General features: G+C 60.7%; 19 protein-coding genes and 2 pseudogenes. 7 read left to right on the top strand and 14 right to left on the bottom strand.

The window, feature by feature from the left end; translation table 11 throughout:
• Nucleotides 1-27 precede the first annotated feature (27 nt).
• Nucleotides 28-270, top strand: a pseudogene (locus tag AB9N64_RS07245) (helix-turn-helix domain-containing protein); the annotation flags it as partial.
• A 131-nt stretch (nt 271-401) separates the two neighbouring features.
• Here AB9N64_RS07245 and AB9N64_RS07240 read toward each other — a convergent pair.
• Genes AB9N64_RS07240 through AB9N64_RS07220 form a run of 5 tightly spaced genes read right to left on the bottom strand, consistent with a single transcriptional unit; the run spans nt 402 to nt 4473 of the window.
• Nucleotides 402-1157: an SDR family oxidoreductase gene (locus tag AB9N64_RS07240; RefSeq protein WP_073452990.1), complete on the bottom strand. Its 756-nt coding sequence runs from the start codon at nt 1155-1157 to the stop codon at nt 402-404.
• Entirely contained in the window at nt 1147-1950 is an 804-nt protein-coding gene (locus tag AB9N64_RS07235) for an SDR family NAD(P)-dependent oxidoreductase (protein ID WP_371360092.1), read from the bottom strand. The genes AB9N64_RS07240 and AB9N64_RS07235 overlap by 11 nt, the downstream gene beginning before the upstream one ends.
• Complete coding sequence (locus AB9N64_RS07230) at nt 1943-2764, bottom strand: molybdenum cofactor biosynthesis F family protein (protein WP_019821176.1); 822 nt, start codon at nt 2762-2764, stop codon at nt 1943-1945. Before AB9N64_RS07230 ends, AB9N64_RS07235 begins: the two co-directional genes overlap by 8 nt.
• Before the next feature lie 13 nt (nt 2765-2777).
• Complete coding sequence (locus AB9N64_RS07225; protein ID WP_019821177.1) at nt 2778-3143, bottom strand: cupin domain-containing protein; 366 nt, start codon at nt 3141-3143, stop codon at nt 2778-2780.
• A gap of 31 nt (nt 3144-3174) precedes the next feature.
• On the bottom strand, nt 3175-4473 hold the full coding sequence (locus AB9N64_RS07220; protein ID WP_371360091.1) for an NAD(P)/FAD-dependent oxidoreductase: 1299 nt from the start codon (nt 4471-4473) through the stop codon (nt 3175-3177).
• Nucleotides 4474-4680: 207 nt separating this feature from the next.
• Between AB9N64_RS07220 and hpaR the strand changes: the two genes are divergently transcribed.
• On the top strand, nt 4681-5103 hold the full coding sequence (gene hpaR / locus AB9N64_RS07215; protein WP_014719078.1) for a homoprotocatechuate degradation operon regulator HpaR: 423 nt from the start codon (nt 4681-4683) through the stop codon (nt 5101-5103).
• 62 nt (nt 5104-5165) lie between these two features.
• Here hpaR and hpaI read toward each other — a convergent pair whose 3' ends face one another.
• The 8 genes from hpaI to AB9N64_RS07175 all read right to left on the bottom strand — a co-directional run bounded on the left by hpaI (nt 5166) and on the right by AB9N64_RS07175 (nt 12460).
• Nucleotides 5166-5966 (bottom strand): 4-hydroxy-2-oxoheptanedioate aldolase, encoded by an 801-nt coding sequence (hpaI, locus tag AB9N64_RS07210; protein WP_371360090.1) that lies wholly within the window; start codon nt 5964-5966, stop codon nt 5166-5168.
• A 16-nt stretch (nt 5967-5982) separates the two neighbouring features.
• Nucleotides 5983-6786, bottom strand: a complete 804-nt coding sequence (hpaH, locus tag AB9N64_RS07205) for a 2-oxo-hept-4-ene-1,7-dioate hydratase (RefSeq protein ID WP_019821184.1) — start codon at nt 6784-6786, stop codon at nt 5983-5985.
• Nucleotides 6787-6797: 11 nt separating this feature from the next.
• Complete coding sequence (locus AB9N64_RS07200; RefSeq protein WP_020301328.1) at nt 6798-8102, bottom strand: MFS transporter; 1305 nt, start codon at nt 8100-8102, stop codon at nt 6798-6800.
• A 39-nt stretch (nt 8103-8141) separates the two neighbouring features.
• A complete protein-coding gene (locus AB9N64_RS07195; RefSeq protein WP_014719074.1) occupies nt 8142-8534 on the bottom strand; it encodes a 5-carboxymethyl-2-hydroxymuconate Delta-isomerase in 393 nt (130 codons plus the stop codon).
• Nucleotides 8535-8549: 15 nt separating this feature from the next.
• On the bottom strand, nt 8550-9407 hold the full coding sequence (hpaD, locus tag AB9N64_RS07190; RefSeq protein WP_014719073.1) for a 3,4-dihydroxyphenylacetate 2,3-dioxygenase: 858 nt from the start codon (nt 9405-9407) through the stop codon (nt 8550-8552).
• Between the two features lie 154 nt (nt 9408-9561).
• The gene (gene hpaE, locus AB9N64_RS07185) at nt 9562-11022 is read right to left on the bottom strand and encodes a 5-carboxymethyl-2-hydroxymuconate semialdehyde dehydrogenase (protein WP_014719072.1); all 1461 of its coding nucleotides are present in this window, start codon (nt 11020-11022) and stop codon (nt 9562-9564) included.
• A gap of 5 nt (nt 11023-11027) precedes the next feature.
• Nucleotides 11028-11798 carry a fumarylacetoacetate hydrolase family protein gene (locus AB9N64_RS07180; RefSeq protein WP_014719071.1) on the bottom strand — a complete coding sequence of 257 codons (771 nt, stop codon included), beginning with the start codon at nt 11796-11798 and terminating at the stop codon, nt 11028-11030.
• Complete coding sequence (locus AB9N64_RS07175) at nt 11795-12460, bottom strand: fumarylacetoacetate hydrolase family protein (RefSeq protein ID WP_073452996.1); 666 nt, start codon at nt 12458-12460, stop codon at nt 11795-11797. The genes AB9N64_RS07180 and AB9N64_RS07175 overlap by 4 nt, the downstream gene beginning before the upstream one ends.
• Nucleotides 12461-12588: 128 nt before the next feature.
• Between AB9N64_RS07175 and hpaA the strand changes: the two genes are divergently transcribed.
• The 3 genes from hpaA to AB9N64_RS07160 all read left to right on the top strand — a co-directional run bounded on the left by hpaA (nt 12589) and on the right by AB9N64_RS07160 (nt 15683).
• Entirely contained in the window at nt 12589-13449 is an 861-nt protein-coding gene (gene hpaA / locus AB9N64_RS07170; RefSeq protein WP_060767788.1) for a 4-hydroxyphenylacetate catabolism regulatory protein HpaA, read from the top strand.
• Between the two features lie 514 nt (nt 13450-13963).
• The gene (locus AB9N64_RS07165; protein WP_224796950.1) at nt 13964-14791 is read left to right on the top strand and encodes a type III secretion protein; all 828 of its coding nucleotides are present in this window, start codon (nt 13964-13966) and stop codon (nt 14789-14791) included.
• 37 nt (nt 14792-14828) lie between these two features.
• Nucleotides 14829-15683 (top strand): hypothetical protein, encoded by an 855-nt coding sequence (locus AB9N64_RS07160; protein ID WP_371360089.1) that lies wholly within the window; start codon nt 14829-14831, stop codon nt 15681-15683.
• Between the two features lie 13 nt (nt 15684-15696).
• Here AB9N64_RS07160 and AB9N64_RS07155 read toward each other — a convergent pair whose 3' ends face one another.
• Nucleotides 15697-16494 (bottom strand): helix-turn-helix transcriptional regulator, encoded by a 798-nt coding sequence (locus tag AB9N64_RS07155; protein ID WP_020301322.1) that lies wholly within the window; start codon nt 16492-16494, stop codon nt 15697-15699.
• 490 nt (nt 16495-16984) lie between these two features.
• On the opposite strand from AB9N64_RS07155, the pseudogene AB9N64_RS07150 reads away from it, so the two are divergent.
• Both AB9N64_RS07150 and AB9N64_RS07145 read left to right on the top strand, forming a co-directional pair.
• Nucleotides 16985-17800: pseudogene (locus AB9N64_RS07150) on the top strand (condensation domain-containing protein); the annotation flags it as partial.
• Nucleotides 17801-18298: 498 nt separating this feature from the next.
• Nucleotides 18299-18511: a bacteriocin microcin gene (locus AB9N64_RS07145; RefSeq protein ID WP_153476079.1), complete on the top strand. Its 213-nt coding sequence runs from the start codon at nt 18299-18301 to the stop codon at nt 18509-18511.
• The last annotated feature ends 21 nt before the right edge of the window (nt 18512-18532 follow it).

Here is an 18532-nt window from a genome sequence, read left to right as displayed (position 1 = left end):
CATTCCCACGCAGAGCGTGGGAACGATCGGCATCTGTACCGTCTGTTTGAAGAACAGGACGACAGCGTCTGCCGCTATATCCAGCGCGCACGGCTCAAGCGCAGTGCGGATGACTTGACCAACCCGTTCCTGCGCAGTGAGTCGATCACCTCGATTGCGTACAAATGGGGCTTTACCGACTCGGCGCATTTCAGTCGGTCGTTCAAGAAGCAGTTCGAGGTGTCGCCCAAGGAGTTTCGTTCCAGCCGGTTGCAGGCGGTGGGGGCATAAACAGCTCCTCGTGATCGTTCCCACGCTCTGCGTGGGAACGCCGCCCCGGACGCTCCGCGTCCCGCTCCAGAAGTCGTGACGCGAAGCGTCACAGGATGCATTCCCACGCAGAGCGTGGGAACGATCGGGTTTCAGATTTCGGGCAGCGTCGCGCCACCGTCCACCACCAGCGTCTGCCCGGTGATATAGCCCGCCAGGTCAGAGGCCAGAAACACCATCGCCCCGGCAATATCCGCCGCCGCGCCCAGGCGCCCCAGCGGCACACGGCGGGCGATGCTGTCATTCACGGCCGCATCGCCCAGGTTATCCATCGCCGGAGTGGCGATCATGCCGGGCTCCACGCCGTTGACCCGCACATTCAACGGCGCCAGCTCCAGCGCGGCATTGCGGATAAACCCATTCACCCCGGCCTTGGACGCCGCATAGTGGCTCAGCCCCGGGTAACCCACCCGGTTGCCGGTGACTGAAGACGTCACCAGCACGCAGCCCCGGCCTTGCTCGCGAAACCTCGGCAACGCCGCCTGGGTCAGCCAGAACAGCGCCGACAGGTTCACCGCCAGGGTGCGCTCCAGGATCGTTGGGGTGATGTCGGCAAAGGCGGTCAGCGGAAAGTACCCGGCGTTGTGCACCAGTACATCCAGTTGCGCCAAGCCTTGGACGCAAGCAAACACCGCTTTGGCATCCGCCAGGTCAACGCCAACGGCTTCAACTTGATGCCCCCGTGCGCACAACCGGGCAGCCACGGCTTCAGCCTGTTCAAGCAGACGGTCAGCAATCACCACCCGCGCACCGCGTTGGGCAAAGGCCTGGACGATGCCCAGGCCAATGCCCTGGGCGCCGCCGGTGACCAGCACGACCTGGCCGCTGAAATCCAGGTCATTCGTCATGGGCAGGCTCCAGGCGCGTAAACGCCAGCGTCGGCACGTCGACGATGCTGGCCCCACCGTCCGCCACCAACGTGGCGCCGGTAATGATCGAGGCGTCGTCGCTGGCCAGGAAGCGGCACACCTTGGCGATCTCGTCGGCACGGGCGGCGCGCCGCAGCGGGACATCGGCACACACCCGTGCATAGGCCTGCTGCAAGCTCTCGCCGTACGCCTCCATCAAAGGCCGCATCTCCGCGTCGGCCATCGGCGTGTGCACCCAGCCTGGGCACACCGCGTTCACCCGCACGCCATGGGGCCCATAATCACGGGCCAGCGAGCGGTTGAGCCCGAGCAGCGCATGCTTGGCGGTGGTGTAGCCACACACCTCGGGGCCTGCCGCCAATGAGGCGATGGAACCAATCAGCACCATGTTCCCGGCGCTTTCCTGCAACAGCGGCAGGCAGGCGCGGGCGCTGTAGAACGCACTGTCGAGGTTGCTGCGCAGCGCGCCTTCCCAGGTGGCCGGGCTGGTCTGGGTCCCGCTGCCTAGCCCATGGCCACCGGCACAGGCCAGCAGCACATCGAGGCGCCCGCAGTGGGTGCGGATCTGCTGGATAAAGCCGTCCCAGGTGTCCGGGCAGGCGGCATCGCCCACCAGGATCAGCCCGCCGGTGTCCTGCGCCACCTGTTCCAGGGGCTCACGACGTCGACCGATCAGCACCAGCCGTGCGCCTTCCTGTGCGTACAAGCGTGCGCAGGCAGCGCCGATGCCGGTGCCGGCCCCGGTGATCACCACCGTGCGCAGCTCAGTCACGGGGATACTCCGTGCGGTTGAGCACCTGGCAATAGGAACTGATCGGGAAGTTCGACAACGCGTCGAAGGACGCCCCGGCATAGCCGAAGATCTTGCCGTCGCTGCGGTGCTGTTGCAGGTCGATCAGCACCAGGCCGAGGGTCGGTACGATCTTCTCCTGCCAGACGAACAGGTACAGCTGTTCGGCGATCTTGTAGTAATGGCAGCGGTCGGTGTCGCACAAGCCTTTCTCCACGCCCTCAAGGCATTGCCAGGCGTAAAATTGCGGGTTGAGGTAGATGTGCTCGTAGACCTCGCTGGGGCTGTAGCGATAGTGGTTGCGCAAGCCGACCAACTCGTCGGTGGGGGCGTGCAGGCAGTGGCCATCCTGCCACGGCCGGTCGAGGCTGCCGTGGAGGAAGTCGACCTGTACCGAGGTCAGCGGTTTGCCGGCCAGGGCGCGGTGGTAGAGGCCTTCGTGGGTCTCTGCTGGTTCCGGCATACGGCCAATCACCGCGGTAAAGGAGGCATTTGGTGTGTCCAGCACCAGGCTGATCGACCAGCTTTGCCCGGCCTCGTGCTTGATAAAGTCCACCAGGTACAGGCCCGGGCGAATCGAGCTGGCGCGGTAGGCGGCGCTGCCGCTAGAGTGGCCATCGGCGGCGTGCCAGGCCAGGCGTTCCTGTTCGAAGCGGTGTTCGATCCGCCAGCCATTGGCAAAGTGCAGGGTGAAGGTCTGGCCGGCCAGGTCGGCCAGGTTCGGCAGGATGAACGCCTCGGGTGCAAACCCCTCAGCCAGGGCGCCCACGGTGATCCAGTCAGATGAATTCGACATGGCAACGCCTCCCTTACACGACGGCGAAGTAGTGTTTGACGAAACTCTCGCTGACCACTTCCCACAGCACCGGCGTGCCCTTGGTCACGAACCAGCTGTCACCGGCCTTGTAGCGGGTGGATTGGCCGGTGGACTCGTCGGTCAGCACCACTTCGCCGGTCACTACTGTGGCTTGCTCGGCGAAGGGGTAGACCATGCGGAACTTGCCCTGGGTCGTGCCGAAGTACGCACTGCTGACCGCATCGGTGGGCGCGCCAAAGGTCATCTTGCCGAAGGCGCGTACGTCGCCTTCGAGGATTTGCGAGCCGAGGTCGGCCACGGTGCCCCAGGCGTCGAGTTCCGACAGCTGGACGTTGTGTTTCAGGGCGGTAAGAGGCATGGCAGTGGTTCCTGTGAGTGAGAAAAGAGGGTTAGCGGCGCCCATTCCAGTAGCCGGAAAGTTGGTGCCAGGATTTGCCCGCCGTCAGCAGCAGGGGGCGAATCGCGTCCTTGCCGATGATGGTGGGGCGGTGAATCGAGCTGACCAGGTCATAACGCGCCGAGCCTTCGCTCATGCCTTCGGCCAGTACCTTGCAGATGATGTGGCTGGGCGTGACGCCAAAGCCGGAATAGCCCTGCACGAAAAACGCATTGCTGCGCCCCGGCAAGGTGCCTACTTGCGGAAACAGGTTCGGGCTGCACGCCATCGGGCCGCCCCAGGCCAAGTCGATTTTCACGTCCTTGAGGTAGGGGAAAATCTTCAGCATCAGGTGACGGTTCCAGGCTTTCAGATCGCCGGGAATGTGCTCCACCAAAGGCGTGGCGGCGCCGAACAGCAGGCGGTTCTCGTTGGTGACGCGGTAGTAGTCGATCACTGGGCGGATGTCGCTGTAGGCCCCACGGATTGGGCTGATGCGCTGGATCAACTCCTCGGACAACGGCTCGGTCATCATCTGGAACGCGTAGGTGTTGATGGTCGAGCGGTGCAGTTCTGGCTCCAGCTTGTTGAGAAAGCTGTCACAGGCCCACAGCAACTTGCTGGCGCGTACCGAACCGCGACCGGTGCGCACGGTGATGCGCTCGCCGTAGCTGACTTCCAGCGCCGGGCTGTTTTCGAAGATCTTCACGCCATGGCTGGCCAGTGCGGTAGCTTCGCCCAGCAACAGGTTCAGCGAATGCACATGCCCGCCACCCATGTGCAACAGGGCGCTGGTGTAGGCGGTGGAGCCGATGATCTGCTGCACATCGGAGCCGGCGAGAAAGCGGATTTCGTGCTGGCTGTTGATCGACTTGAAGTCTTTCTCCCAGGCGCGCAGGGTTTTTTCCTGGCGGGCGTTGAAGCCCATATAGCCGTAGCCGTGGCAAAAGTCCGCGTCGATGTTGTACTTGGCGATGCGGTTCTTGATGATGTCGGCGCCCAGGTCGCTGATCTCGAACACTTGGCGCAGCCCGTCTTCGCCCACGTCCTTCTTGATCTTCTCCAGGTCATGGCCGATGCCCGCCATGATCTGCCCACCGTTGCGGCCCGTGCCGCCAAAGCCCAGGTAGCGCGCTTCGAGCACCACAATGTTAGTGATGCCTTTTTCCGCCAGCTCAAGGGCCGTGTTGATCCCGGAAAAGCCGCCACCGATGACCACGACGTCTGCGTCGATATCCTGTTTCAGGGTGGGGAAGCTGAGGTTGTATTTCTTGGTGGCGGTGTAGTACGTGGGGGTTTCGATGTTGATCATGGCGCAGCCTGAGAAAGTGAAGGAAGGCGCTAAAGCGGATGCCTCCATTAGGGCCCCTGGCGGGCTGGAAGTCTTGATCCTGCGTGCCCGGTTTTTTGATTCAGCGCGCCACGGGCGAGGGCACCTACAAGTTATAGCGCGCTCGCCGGCCGGGAATGTTAGAGTTTCGTTAAACTATTAACTAAATACTTCGTGACCCTGAGCCCTATGTCCACACCTCGACAATCCCTGACCCTGGCCTTGCTGCAAGCGCGTGAGGCCGCGATGAGTTTTTTCCGTCCTTCCCTGAATGAACACGGCCTGACCGAACAGCAATGGCGCATCATCCGCATCCTTGAACAGCATGGAGAGTTGGAGATCTACCAACTGGCGGAACTGGCCTGCATCCTCAAGCCGAGCATGACCGGCGTGCTGGTGCGCATGGAAGCGGCCGGCATGGTGCACCGGCGAAAGGCCGAACAGGACCAGCGCCGGGTGCTGATTACCCTGGCGGACAAGGGCAAAGCGAGTTTTGAGTCCATGAGCCAGTGCATGGAGGCCAACTACCAGCGCTTGCAGGATCAGTTTGGCGAAGAGAAATTCCAGACCTTGTTGGGGTTGCTGGATGACTTGAAGAACATCAAGCGCTGACCTAGTGACTGAACCACCACCGGTCAACTGTGGGAGCAGGCAAGCCAGGTCCCACATGGATTTCAGTAGACACCACCGGTATTGGCAGCCACCGGTACGTCTTTGAACTTCCCGGCCAGGCTTTGCAGGCCCCGCATCAACACCGTGGTATCCACCCCCACCGCCACGAACGTCGCCCCCATCTCGATATAGCGTCGTGCGAGATTTTCATCTGCACTGAGAATCCCTGCGGCCTTACCCGCCTTGACGATACGCACGATGGCGTCCTCAATCGCCGCCTGTACCTGCGGATGCCCCGGGTTACCCCGATGGCCCATGGACGCGCTCAAATCTGCCGGGCCGATAAACACACCGTCCACGCCTTCGACGGCGGCAATGGCGTCCAGATTGGCCAGGCCCTCGGCATTCTCAATCTGCACCAGCAGGCACATCTGCGCGTCGGCCTGGTCGAGGTAATCGGCGATGCTGTTCCAGCGCGAGGCGCGGGCCAGGGCGCTGCCGACCCCGCGAATACCCTGGGGCGGGTAGCGCAGGGCGCGCACCCGTTCTTGGGCCTGGGCAGCGTTTTCGACCATGGGCACCAGCAGCGTCTGGGCGCCGATATCCAGCAGTTGTTTGATCAGCGCCGTGTCGCCGATCACCGGGCGAATCAACGCCTGGCTGGGGTAGGGCGCGATGGCCTGTAATTGCGCGAGCATCCCCGGCAGGTGGTTGGGCGCATGTTCGCCGTCGATCAGCAGCCAGTCGAAACCGGCGTTGGCCGCCAGTTCCGCACAGTAGGCGTTGGCAAGGCCGAGCCACAGGCCGATCTGTACTTCGTGGTTGTGCAGGCGTTGCTTGAAGCGGTTGACAGGCATGTCCATGACAGCACTCCTGGGTTCAGACGAAGCGGCAGGCAATCGAGCCGAGCAGGTCGTAGTCGACGTGGAAGGTATCGCCAGGGCGGGCCGCCACCGGGCGGGTAAACGAACCGCCGAGAATCACTTGGCCGGGCAGCAGGGTGACGTCATAGGGCGCCAGCTTGTTGGCCAGCCACGCCACGCCCTTGGCCGGGTGGTTGAGCACCGCCGCCGACACCCCGGACTCTTCGATCACGCCATTGCGATACAGCACCGCCGGCACTTTGCGCAGGTCGATCTCGGTGGGGCGCACCGCACGGCCACCGAGCACCACACCGGCGTTGGCGGCGTTGTCGGAGATGGTGTCGAATACCTTGCGCGTGGCGTTGGTGTGCGGGTCGACCTGCTGGATGCGGGCGTCGATGATTTCCAGCGCCGGGATCACCCATTCGGTGGCGTCGAGCACATCGAACACCGTGCAGTTGGGGCCTTTGAGCGGCTTGCCGAGGATGAAAGCCAGTTCCACCTCCACCCGCGGCACGATAAAACGCTCGAAGGGAATGTCGCTGCCTTCGTCGAAAAACATGTCGTCGAGCAGGGCACCGTAATCGGGTTCGGTGATATTCGACGACACCTGCATGGCCCGTGACGTGAGGCCGATCTTGTGGCCCTTGAGCGTGCGCCCGTCCTTGATCTTCTGCGCGACCCATTCACGCTGGATGGCGTAGGCGTCCTCGATCGTCATATCGGGGTAGTCGAGGGAAAACTGGCGCACCTGTTCGCGGCTGCGTTCGGCGCGGTCCAGGTGGGCGGCGGCCGCGAGGATTTGCTGGGAGTCGAGCATGGCAACGGTCTCTAGTGTGGGTTGACGATGGCGGCCTGGGTGCGCAGCACCAGCAAGCCACCGAGGGCGATAAACAGCGCGAGTACGTACAGGGCCAGGCTGGCGCTCTGGGTGGCGTCGCGCATCCAGCCGATCAGGTAGGGCGCGAGGAACGCCGCGATGCTGCCGAACGAACTGATCATGGCGATGCCCGCGGCCTGGGTGGTGTGGGAGAGAAACGCCGGCGGCAGTTGCCAGAACATCGGCAGGGCGGCACTCGCGCCCATGCCGGCGACCACCAGCCCGCTCATCACCAGCAGCGCATTGGCGGGCGCCAGGCCCGCCACGGCGATACCGAACGCCGCCATCAGCAATGGCACGCACAGGTGCCAGCGGCGCTCGCGGTGGCGGTCGGACGAGCGCCCACAGCCGAGCATAAAGAAGCAACCGGCCAGGTACGGCACGGCGCTGAGCAAGCCGACCTGGCTGTCGCGGCCGATGCCGGCGCCGTGGATCAGGGTGGGCATCCAGAACGCCAGGGTGTTGACCGCTAGCATCACCGCAAAGTACACGGCTACCAGCAGCCACACCTGCGGGTCACGCAGGATGCCGCCGAACGAGGTGATGGTCTTGCGCTGTTCCTCGTTGCTCAGTTGGGTACGCAGTTGCTGTTTTTGCTCGGCAGTCAGCCAGTGCACCGACTCGAAACTGTCCGGCAACCACTTGAGCACCACCAGCCCCAGCAGCACCACGGGCGCGCCTTCGATCAGGAACATCCATTGCCAGCCGCGCAGGCTGCCGACGTCGTGGAAGTTCTCCAGGATCGCCCCGGAAATCGGCCCGCCCAACACCCCGGCCATAGGCACGGCAATGGCAAACAAGGCGGTGACCTGGGCGCGACGGCGCGCCGGGTACCAGCGGTTCAGGAATACCAGGATCCCCGGAAAAAACCCGGCCTCGGCCACCCCCAGTAGAAAGCGCAGCACGTAGAACCCGCGCGCGCTCTCCACCCACAACATGCCGGTGGAGAGCAGGCCCCACACCACCATCAGGCAGGCGATCCAGCGCCGTGGCCCGACGCGGTCCAGGGCAATGTTGCTGGGCACGCCGAACAGTGCATAGGCGATGAAGAACAGACCGGCGCCAAAGCCATACACGGTGTCGCTGAAGTGCAGGTCGCTGCTCATCTGCATCTTGGCAAAGCCGATGTTGATGCGGTCCAGATGGGCGAACAGGTAACACACCAGCAACAAGGGCATCAGGCGCCAGGTCACCAAACGATGGGTGCGGTCGTGCTCGGCAAGCCGCAGGCTTGCAGTGGAATGGGCTGTGCTCATGATGGTGTTCTTCTTGTAGTTGTAGGAGCCGGGGTCGTTTCAGCTCGCCGCGTTGTTCAGGAACGCGTGCACATTGTTCTGCTTGAAGTTGAGCTGCGGGTGCAGCTCGATCATCTCGAACGACAACGCGAGCAAGCGCTGTGCCTGCAGCTCGGCGAAGTGCGCGATGATCACCGCGAACACCGCTTGGGCGACGGCCTCGCGCGTGGTCAGGTCGCGGCCATGGCCGACCTTGAGGGTCATGTGCACAAAGGCATAGTCGTGCTTGCCGTCGGCCATGCGCCAGGTGTCCAGGCGTACGCCGCGACTGCGAATGCCGCCCAGCGGAAACACACCGCTGTCGCCCAGCACGCGGTGGACTTTTTCAAACAGGCCGGGCAAGTCGGCCTGCTGTTCGAGGTTGTCGGTGTACTCAGCGATAAAGTGCGGCATGGGGCTCTCCCAGGGTTAAAGCGGGAAAATCGCGTTGATCTGGCCGGTGCCCGAACTGCCGAACGGCGGCGTGATGATCTCGGCCGGCTTGGCATAGTCCGGCCCACCCAGCAGGCCCAGGAGCATGGCGGTGTCGTGCATCTTGCCTTCGCCAAAACAGTGTTCGGCGTAGTCGGGCAACATGGCGCAGAACTCCTTGAAGCGGCCTTGCTTCCACATTTGCACGACATGCAGGTCCACCTGCTTGTCGAATTCGCGGGTCCAGTTGTGGATATTCGCCTCAGCCTCGCGGTCGTCCGAGAACCGATGGGACAGCGAGCCGGACGCCAGCACCAGTACCTTGCGATCGCTCTTTTCAATCGCCCGGCGCACGGCGGCGCCGAAGGCAAAACTGTCTTCCAGGCGATGCCAGGCGCACCAGGCAGCGATGGAAATGACTTTGAATTTTTCTGCGTCGGGCACGCCCATATGCATGTAGCGCATGGGCACCAGGGTGCCGTATTCCAGCTCCAGGCTCGGGATGTTGTGGGCCATGCTGCGCACGCCAGCCAGGTTGGCTTCGGCGGCGATCAGCTCGCCCAGCTCGGGGCAACCGGGGTAGGCGTAGTCCATGTTCTTGATGAAGTGCGGCAGTTCGTTGCTGGTGTAGGTGCCCTGGAACTGCTCGCCGCAATTGACGTGGTAGCCGCTGTTGACCAGCCAGTGCACGTCGAACACTACCGCAGTGTCTGCCCCCAGTTCGCGGGCACGCCGGCCGATCTCCTTGTGCCCGGCAATCGCCGCTTCGCGACAGCCGTGATGCTTGCCGGGCAGTTCCGACAGGTACATCGACGGTACGTGGCAGATCTTCGCTGCCAGAACCACTTCGCCCATGATGACTCTCCTGAATAATTATTCTTGTATGGCCTGTGAGGTCCCTGTGGGAGCTGGCTTGCCTGCGATGGCATCGGCTCGGTACGGCTGAAGGACCGCAGTGTCTGCATCGCGGGCAAGCCCGGCTCCCACAGGAGGCTTGTTTGAGCCTGGGCTACACGCCCCAGCGCGGAATGTGATGACTGCCCATGGAAATACACACGTTCTTGATCTCGGCAAACACTTCGAAGCTGTACTGGCCGCCTTCACGCCCGGTGCCCGAGCCTTTGACCCCGCCAAACGGCTGGCGCAAATCCCGTACGTTCTGGCTGTTGATAAATACCATGCCCGCTTCGATACCGCGCGCCAGGCGGTGGGCCTTGCCGATGTCCTGGGTCCAGATGTAGGAGGCCAGCCCGTATTCGGTGTCGTTGGCCAGTTGCAGTGCCTCGGCTTCATCCTTGAACGGAATCAGGCACACCACCGGCCCGAAGATTTCCTCCTGGGCGATGCGCATCCGGTTATTCACGTCGGCAAACACCGTCGGCTGGATAAACTGGCCGCGGCTCAGGTGCGCCGGCAGGTTGGCCGGGCGTTCCAGGCCGCCAGCCAGCAGCGTGGCGCCTTCCTCCAGGCCGATCTTGATGTAGCCGGTGACCTTGTCGTAATGGGCCTGGGTGATCATCGAGCCGACCTGGGTCTTGGGGTCCTGAGGGTCGCCCACGATCAGGCGCTTGGCCCGCGCCGCGAACTCGGCGACAAATTGCGGGTAGACGCTTTCCTGGATGAAGATGCGGCTGCCGGCGGTGCAGCGCTCGCCGTTGAGGGAAAAGATCGTGAACAACGCGGCGTCGAGGGCGCGTTCCAGGTCGGCGTCTTCGAAAATCAGCACCGGCGACTTGCCTCCCAGTTCCATGGAGTACTTTTTCAGGCCAGCGCTCTGCATGATTTTCTTACCGGTGGCGGTGCCGCCGGTAAAGGAAATCGCCCGCACGTCCGGGTGGCGCACCAGTGCATCACCGGCGGTGGCGCCGTAGCCCTGGATCACATTGAGCACGCCATTGGGAATCCCGGCCTCCACCGCCAGGCGCCCCAGCTCATTGGCGGTCAGCGGCGACAGTTCCGACATCTTCAACACCGCCGTATTGCCCAGCGCCAGGCACGGCGCGGTCTTCCAGGTGGCGGTCATGAACGGCACGTTCCAGGGCGACACTAGCCCGCACACGCCCACTGGCTGGTACAGGGTGTAATTGAGCATCTGGTCGTCCACCGGGTAGGTGTGGCCGTCCATGCGGGTGCAGACTTCAGCGAAGAAATCGAAGTTGTGCGAGGCACGCGGGATCAACACGTTCTTGGTCTGGTGGATCGGCAGGCCGGTGTCCAGGGTTTCCAGCTCGGCCAGGTGTGGCACGTTCTGTTCGATCAGCTCGCCCAGCTTGCGCATCAAGCGCGCGCGCTCTTTGGCCGGCGTATTGGCCCACTTGGGGAACGCGGCCTTGGCCGCCGCCACGGCCTGCGCGACTTCTTCGGCACCGCCGCTGGCCACTTCACCGATGGCCTCGCCGGTGGCCGGGTTGTAGTTGATAAAGGTGTCTTTGCTTTCGACCTCACGGCCGTTAATCCAGTGTTTGATCATGGTGCTCAAGCCTCTTTGCGCGCGGAGAAAAACTCCGTTTCACTGACAATACGGTTGACCAGGCGGCCCACGCCTTCGACTTCCACCACCACTTCATCCCCCGGTACCACATCGGCCAGGCCCTCGGGCGTGCCGGTGGCGATCATGTCGCCCGGTTGCAGGGTCATGAAGCTGGACAGGTATTCGATGAGGTAGGGGATATCGAAAATCATGTCTTTCGTGCTGCCTTCCTGGCGCAGTTCGCCGTTGATCCAGGTGCGCAATTTCAGGTTGCCTGGGTCGGGCACATCGGCCACGTCGACGATCCATGGGCCGACCGGGGTGGTGGCGTCGCGGTTTTTCACGCGAAGGTTGGGGCGGTAGTAATTCTCGAGGTAGTCGCGGATCGCATAGTCGTTGCACACCGTGTAACCGGCCAGGTAGTCCAGGGCGTCGGCGCGTTTGACGTTGCGCGCGGTCTTGCCAATCACCGCCACCAGCTCGCACTCGTAGTGCATGTAGGCGATGTTGTCCGGGCGCCAGGTGACTTGGCGGTGGCCGGTGTAGGTGCCCACCGATTTGATGAATGCCAGCGGTTCGGTCGGCGGCGTAAAGGCCAGTTCGGCGGCGTGGTCGGCGTAGTTCAAACCCAGGGCGAACATGTTGCCGGTGGCGGGTGGCAGCCATTGCACCTGGTCTTCGGCCAGCAACCGCCCATCCTCCAGGCGCACGCTGCAGTCGGCTTGCACCAATACGTTGTGGGTTGCACCTTCAAAGCGGATACGTGCGCGTTTCATGCCGATGCCTCTGCTGCAATGGTGTTGCTCAGTCGGCCTATGCCGGTGATGTCGACCTCAACCTGGTCGCCTGGCTGCACATCCACGCGGCCTTGCGGAGTGCCGGTGATCAGCACATCGCCGGGGTACAGGGTCATGAACTCGCTGATCTCGGCGATCAATTGCGGGATGTCGCGTACCCAATGGACGGTAGAGCTTTCCTGGCGCAGCTCGCCATTGACGAACAGCTTGAGGCTCAGTTGATTGGGGTTGGCCACTTGATCCCGCGCAACCAGCCGTGGGCCCAGGGCGCAAAACCCATCGCGGCATTTAGCTTTGACGGCAGGGCGGTAGTAGCTGTCTTCCGGCAGGCTGAATTCATTCACCACCACATACCCGGCCACATGGGCCATGGCGTTCTCCGGGCTGACACGGCTGGCGCGCTGGCCGATCACCACGCCCAGCGCCGGGCCCGGTTGCAGGCGCTCGCCGTGCGGGTGTAACACCACGCCGTCGTGCCCATTGCGCGTGTTGGGGGTTTTGATAAACAGCACCGGCTTGGTCGGTGGCTGCTGGTAGGGCGCCTGCTGGAAGGCGGCGAGATGCTGGTCCAGCAGGCCTTGGTAGTTCAGCGCAACGCCGAACAGGGTGCCGCTGGCAACATCATGCAGGGTACGACTCATGCGTTTCTCCTGGCGGTGACGACGGCTGCATAGGCCGTTCGTTAATTTGTTAACGTTATAATTAATATGTTAACTACCGTCAAGCGTGGCACACTGCGCTGGCCTCACAACAACAAGAAGAGAGCCCCGTGAAGCCGATTCCCAACATCAACATCGGGCAGGTCTACGACCAGCGCTACAGCGACGCCGAGGTGCATTACGACAAGCTCGGCAACCTGGCAGGTTTTTTCGGGCGCAATATGGCCGTGCATCGCCATGACCGGTTTTTCCAGGTGCATTACGTCAAGAGTGGCGCGGTGCGGGTATATCTGGATGACCACCAATACGTTGAATCGGGGCCGATGTTTTTTCTCACGCCGCCCACGGTGGCCCACGCTTTTGTCACCGAGGCCGATGCCGACGGGCATGTGTTGACGGTGCGCCAGCAACTGGTGTGGAGCTTGATCGACGCCGACCCCAGCCTTGCTTGCGGTGCCGCATGTGTGGCCTTGACTGGCGACGCCGAGGGTCTGGAGCAACTCTTCGAGGCGCTGTGCAGTGAGATCAACGCCGAACGGGCAGGGCGCGCCGCCGCCCTCGACAGCCTCACAAGGCTGATCATGATCCGCCTGCTGCGCCTGTGCGCCCACGCCCAGCCCGCACGTCCGACAGCCCATGAAGACCTGCGTATCTTCCATCGCTTCAACGAACTGATCGAAGCCCACTATCTGGAACATTGGCCGTTGGCGCGTTATGCCCAAGGTATTGGCGTGACCCAGGCGCGGCTCAATGAAGTGTGCCGGCGCATCGCCGACCTGCCCTCCAAGCGCCTGATCCTTGAACGGCTGATGCAGGAGGCCAAGCGCCTGCTGTTGTTTACCGGCAGTTCCGCGAATGAGATCTGCTACCAACTGGGGTTCAAGGACCCAGCGTATTTCAGTCGGTTTTTCTTGCGGTACGCGCAGATGACGCCGGGGGAATATCGGGTGCGTCAGTCGGCGATACGCTGAGGATTGTTCGGAGAAAAAGCGCAACGCTGAGGAATTTTCTGATAGCGGTTCGTTGAACGAGAAGGATGTTGTTACCTGTCTGGCAGGAACTTTTCCGACCGCCTGGCCACGCATGAGTACTTGTTCAGTGCAGGCTTTCGGCAGCGGCGGTGAGCAAGTAGCGCCTGATAGTTTTCGCTTGTCCTCCTTCAATTAAATGAGACTTCCTACAATGCTCACGCACACTCAGCCTGCTTACTCACCTGCGCACTCAACGTTTACACAGCCTGATAAAACCCTTGATCAACCCGTTACAGATCGACCCAATCCCGTGGGTCAATCACCGGCACATTATCCGATTGGCCCAAGCGTTAACTCATACCGTGACGCAGAGCTGGGGGAGCTGTTGAGGTTGTTGGGTACATTAGTCGTGGCACTTAAAACATGGATGAGCAGGGAGAATGAGGCGCCGAAACCCCAGCCACCCGTTGTGGCTTACCCAACGCCTGTTGTGAGTTCGCCGCACAGACCACTGATGAATACGCAGACTGCACCTGACACCGTGCCAACCGTTAAAAGTGTATGGAAAGAACAATTGGCGCCCTTCATGAACCGGCCGAACCTGGCGAAGACCCGTAGCGCGTTTGATACCGAACTCGCTGAGATGTTTTCAGATAAAAACTATGAGCCAATCACTACGTTTATGTCTGAAAAACCCAAAGGGCAAAAGCCTGACGACCTGCGCAATGGGTTGCGTGCCACGTATGAGAACTTTCCTTACCTGGGCATCTTGGGCCGAGAGGAGCACGTGGCCGCGATCAAGGTTGTCATGGCTACATTCGGGCAAAGCCCTATCGGGATTTTCAAGCACGTCGTCAAACATGGCGACCACTATGACGTGACGATGCGAGACGGCTTCAAGCTGATAATCACCGTTGAAGAACTTGAACTGGCGGCCAGGGCGGCAAAGTTCAGTGGCGGCGATGAAGGCATGGTCAAGGATGCGCAATTTCTGTTTGGCGTGATGAGCAAGCGCCAGCACATTGAACTGGCGCGCGAGAGGGCCGCGGACCGTTTCTTCAGCCACTATGAAAAAGACAGCGCGTACCATGCCGAGGCTAGTTATCCGGGTGTACTGGTGGGGGCCGGAGGCGGCATCGACGGTGACACGGCGCTGTCCTATCTGGGGCTGAAAGAACATATGCAGGTCATCGAGGCCAGTGCTTTGGGCGCGCAGGTCGGGGTGCCGTTGGACAAGGGCGGGAGAAACAAGAACGGCGTGATTATTGAGGGCGTGATGGAGGGCCAGTTATACAACACGCCGGTTTCACCGTCATTGAAGGTAGTCACCCTTCGCGGGTAATTTGAAGTGTTCGGTAAGTGTCAGGAGGTTATCCAACATGTTAGTGTCTTGCGTTAATGCTGCTGCTCTTGGTCATGCCAGGGCGAGCGATGCTGTAACTTCTCCAGTTGTTGTGTCTTCTTCCAATCCGCCTGCGCCAGCCAGTGAAGCCAAACAACTGAGTAGCCTGGTAGGCGAGTTGGAACGTCTGTTGGCCACGTTATCCGCTCGGTTGAAACCCGACGTTGATTCAGTATCTTTGCCTGCGAGTGTCACCGATAACCGTACCGTCAATCGTGACGAATTCTTGAAAGGTACGCCTGCGAATACGGGCATCAAGCCCACTGATATTTTCAAAAGCTTTTACCAATTGACCGAAGGTAATTGCGTGACGATATCCGCCATTAAGGCCGCGATGATGAGATTCGGCCATAACCCTTACGGTATTTACAAATCCATCGTGGTCACCGACACCGGCTATCGTATTGTCACGCGCGATGGGTTCAAGCTGCACATCACCCATGACGAACTGAAGCAGGCCACGGCCGGCGCCAACTTCGGCACCGACCGGCCCAACGATGTTCTGGTCAATGCGCACTTTCTATATGCCGTCAGTGCCAAACGCGCCTACCTCGAAAATAATGACGGGGAGGCTAATAAGAGTTTTGCCGCAGCCATACGCAGCCTCAATGATGGCGAGTATCCGGGACAGGCCTTGCGTCGCCTGGGCTTGAAAGACTTCGTGGCGCCCGCAACCCTCCAGGACTTCCTGAACGGCGCTATCGGCACGGTCACCAGCGGCTTTCATTCGATGGCCGTGGTGGGCGGCTTCCTGGACAAATACGGGCACAAACAACCACTGGAAAGCGGCGATGCAAACCGGCGTGCCGCGGTTGGGCTCAAGTTACTCTAACGTCGTGTGTTTATCAGGCGCCCACCATCCATTTGGCCAGGCCATGCCGGCCGCTCACGCCCAGCTTGGCGGCTGCGCGCTTGAGGTAGGTCTCGATCGAGCTGTTTTTGACACTGAGTTTCTCCGCGATTTGCGGCACGGTACCGCCGGTCAGCAGACCGAGGCACACCTCCTGTTCCCGCGCCGAAAGGGTGATGTCGCTCAAAGACAAGCGTTTGTAGAATTCACGCTGCAACTGCGATTGTTCCAGCAGGGTATGGGCCGGCTCAGTTTCGGCGCGTGGAGCCTGGCGCAGGCTCTGGGCGTGCCGCTCCATCAACGGCAACAGTGTGTCCGACAGGCGCTTGAGAAACGACAACTCAGCCAGGGAAAACCCCTGCTGGGTCGGCGGACGGTAGAACGAAATCACACAACGTCGATTGCCCTGGCGCGATACCAGGTTGCATTGGTGGGAAGTGCCGCGCGGATGCGCGCTGTTGGCCTTGGCGTTCATCTGGATCAGCAGCGGGTCTTGCATGTGCAGCATCTGCCGCAACAGCGGGTGGTCGTTCAGCGCATGCAAGGTCTGGGGCACCGACAAATCCTTTTTCACCCCGGCGCTGCCTAGTAACTTGATGCCCAGCACGCGGTCGCGCAGTTCATCCAGGGTCCATTCGCTGAGGTCTACCAGGTGAATCGGTACCCACTTGCCCACCAACTGCAACATCGTGGCGGCGAAATGTTCGTCGCCGCTGTTTGAAATCAACTCGCCCATTTCGGCATAGAAAAAATGCGGGCCGCAGGTGCCGCCAATACTGGGGGTCAGACTCATAGCCATCTCATCCTTGATGTCGAAAACCGTCAACGGTTGCCCAGGGCCTGTGCAGGGCGCTCCGTACTGCTTGAACGTAACTCGGCGTTCGAAATTTCATTTAGCCATGGGACTTTGTCCTACGTATGTAGCGGGAACGAGGGACACAAGCTGCCATAAAAACTGCGCCATTAAACCGACGTTTCTCATGAGTTGAGCCGGCTACGTACAGGCGTAAGTTATTTTTAGACTTTGTTAACTTATTGATGTAAATGAGAAATTTATAAAATCAATGGGATATCCAGAGGCTCGGCATGGATCAGCTGTAGCCAATCTCCTACAACGCTTTAATCGTTTCAGCCATGAACCTTCGGCCAAGGCCTATCCATCCATTTGAATGTCCGGGTTTCGGGTGACAGACACCCCCCGGCGCCCATGCTCCAATCCGGCCACTTCGGCGTAATGGGCCACCTCTGCGCGGCCAGTGCCTGACCCCCATGAGAAGGATCTTATGCAGTATTCCTCCAGCCTGCCGGCCCGCTTTCCCCTCACGGGTGCCCAACATGACATTTGGCTCGACCAACTGCGCGTGGGCGATTCGCCGCTGTACAACATTGGCGGCTGCCTGGATTTTGCCGGCAAAGTCGCGCCCGAACGCATGCAGCGTGCCGTCACACTGCTGGTGGCCCGGCACGATGCGCTACGCACTCAGTTGCACACCGACGCCAATGGCCTGCCAGGGCAAACATTCGCCCCTGAGCTGAGGGTGGAAATGGCGCTGCATGATTTCTCTGCGCTGCCCGACCCATCGGCGGCAACCCGAGCCTTGATGCAGGCGCAAATGGCTCGGCCCTACGCCCTGAGCGGCGAGCCCTTGTGCCGGTTTTTCCTGGTCAAACTTGACGATGATCACTACCGCCTTGGCATCCAGGCTCATCACCTAATCCTCGACGGCTGGGGTTTTGGCCAGATGCTGCAATCCCTCGCGCAGCTCTACAGCGCCCTGGAACAGGGGCGCGACGCCGAGCCGCTGGCGCCGTCCTACATCGACTTTATCGACACCGACCAACGCTACCTGCAATCGGCCCGCTACGCCTGCGACCGCGACTATTGGCTGGGCAGATACCAAGCGCTGCCCGAACCACTGCTCACCCCCAGGCACAACGCCAAGACGTCGAGCAACACCTGGGTGCAAGGCTTCCCGGTGCAGTTGCTCAACCGCATGGAGCAGGTTGCCAACCACTACCAGGCGTCGGCCTTTCATGTGTTGCTGGCGGCGATGTATGTGTATTTCACCCGCACCAGCCAACGCCAGGAATGGGCGGTGATGGCGCGGTTGAACGCGGCACGGTCTTTTGCAGGATCGAGGGGTGGATCGGGTAGGACTTTATTCATGGTGTAACTCCGCGTTGGATTAGGGGAAGACACCTGTCGCGACTAAACCAGGGACACGGCTTGCTGGCCTTTTAAAGTTGTTTCAAGGCGCTAACTCGGCGGACCGCTTGTCGGATTTATTACCGTTTTTTTGAAGTTTCACGCCGCTTCCTACGTAGAACTCGCCAGAGAACGGTTGTTGAATTCCGAGGTTGGTAACTTCTAAGATGTTATTTTTTGAAGGAATAATCTGGTGTGTGAAAGTTGATTCATTGCCTCTTCTTTCTGACAATTATTGGTTTTCTGAATTTAATGAGTGAAATTTCCTAATTAGATGTAACTGAATTCCCACAAGGAAAAATTATTTTCGTTGCAAGTTTCTTCTTGTCTACTAAATTGTGAGTGTCACTTCGGTTTGGTGACAATACACGACTATATGAGGAACTTGAAAATGAAAAAATCAGAGTATGGCGAAGTTATCTATGATTTCGACAATGACTATGGATTTAACCCGTATGCTGGCAATGCTGGCGCTTCAGGAAGTCAGGGGGGATGTGGCGGAAGTGGAGGGTGTGGAGGTGGCGGTGGATGTAATGGAGGAAGTGGTGGCTCTGGTGGATGTGGTCACAACTCGATAGAAGAACAATCACTTGCCAAAGAATAGGTTTATTTACCCACTTGACGG

The sequence above is a fragment of the Pseudomonas sp. KT_2_4 genome (genome assembly GCF_041410225.1).
Classification (GTDB): Bacteria; Pseudomonadota; Gammaproteobacteria; order Pseudomonadales; family Pseudomonadaceae; genus Aquipseudomonas; species Aquipseudomonas paracarnis.
The sequence above is the reverse complement of the archived record's forward strand: the minus strand, read 5'-3'. Positions and strand labels throughout refer to the sequence as shown.

What these genes read in the sequence shown, in the direction of transcription:
- AB9N64_RS07240 (WP_073452990.1), bottom strand. Translation starts at nt 1,157, where the DNA reads ATGACGAATGACCTGGATTTCAGCGGCCAGGTCGTGCTGGTCACCGGC.
- AB9N64_RS07230 (WP_019821176.1), bottom strand. Translation starts at nt 2,764, where the DNA reads ATGTCGAATTCATCTGACTGGATCACCGTGGGCGCCCTGGCTGAGGGG.
- AB9N64_RS07225 (WP_019821177.1), bottom strand. Translation starts at nt 3,143, where the DNA reads ATGCCTCTTACCGCCCTGAAACACAACGTCCAGCTGTCGGAACTCGAC.
- AB9N64_RS07220 (WP_371360091.1), bottom strand. Translation starts at nt 4,473, where the DNA reads ATGATCAACATCGAAACCCCCACGTACTACACCGCCACCAAGAAATAC.
- hpaR (WP_014719078.1), top strand. Translation starts at nt 4,681, where the DNA reads ATGTCCACACCTCGACAATCCCTGACCCTGGCCTTGCTGCAAGCGCGT.
- hpaI (WP_371360090.1), bottom strand. Translation starts at nt 5,966, where the DNA reads ATGGACATGCCTGTCAACCGCTTCAAGCAACGCCTGCACAACCACGAA.
- hpaH (WP_019821184.1), bottom strand. Translation starts at nt 6,786, where the DNA reads ATGCTCGACTCCCAGCAAATCCTCGCGGCCGCCGCCCACCTGGACCGC.
- AB9N64_RS07200 (WP_020301328.1), bottom strand. Translation starts at nt 8,102, where the DNA reads ATGAGCACAGCCCATTCCACTGCAAGCCTGCGGCTTGCCGAGCACGAC.
- AB9N64_RS07195 (WP_014719074.1), bottom strand. Translation starts at nt 8,534, where the DNA reads ATGCCGCACTTTATCGCTGAGTACACCGACAACCTCGAACAGCAGGCC.
- hpaD (WP_014719073.1), bottom strand. Translation starts at nt 9,407, where the DNA reads ATGGGCGAAGTGGTTCTGGCAGCGAAGATCTGCCACGTACCGTCGATG.
- hpaE (WP_014719072.1), bottom strand. Translation starts at nt 11,022, where the DNA reads ATGATCAAACACTGGATTAACGGCCGTGAGGTCGAAAGCAAAGACACC.
- AB9N64_RS07180 (WP_014719071.1), bottom strand. Translation starts at nt 11,798, where the DNA reads ATGAAACGCGCACGTATCCGCTTTGAAGGTGCAACCCACAACGTATTG.
- AB9N64_RS07175 (WP_073452996.1), bottom strand. Translation starts at nt 12,460, where the DNA reads ATGAGTCGTACCCTGCATGATGTTGCCAGCGGCACCCTGTTCGGCGTT.
- AB9N64_RS07165 (WP_224796950.1), top strand. Translation starts at nt 13,964, where the DNA reads ATGAATACGCAGACTGCACCTGACACCGTGCCAACCGTTAAAAGTGTA.
- AB9N64_RS07160 (WP_371360089.1), top strand. Translation starts at nt 14,829, where the DNA reads ATGTTAGTGTCTTGCGTTAATGCTGCTGCTCTTGGTCATGCCAGGGCG.
- AB9N64_RS07155 (WP_020301322.1), bottom strand. Translation starts at nt 16,494, where the DNA reads ATGAGTCTGACCCCCAGTATTGGCGGCACCTGCGGCCCGCATTTTTTC.
- AB9N64_RS07145 (WP_153476079.1), top strand. Translation starts at nt 18,299, where the DNA reads ATGAAAAAATCAGAGTATGGCGAAGTTATCTATGATTTCGACAATGAC.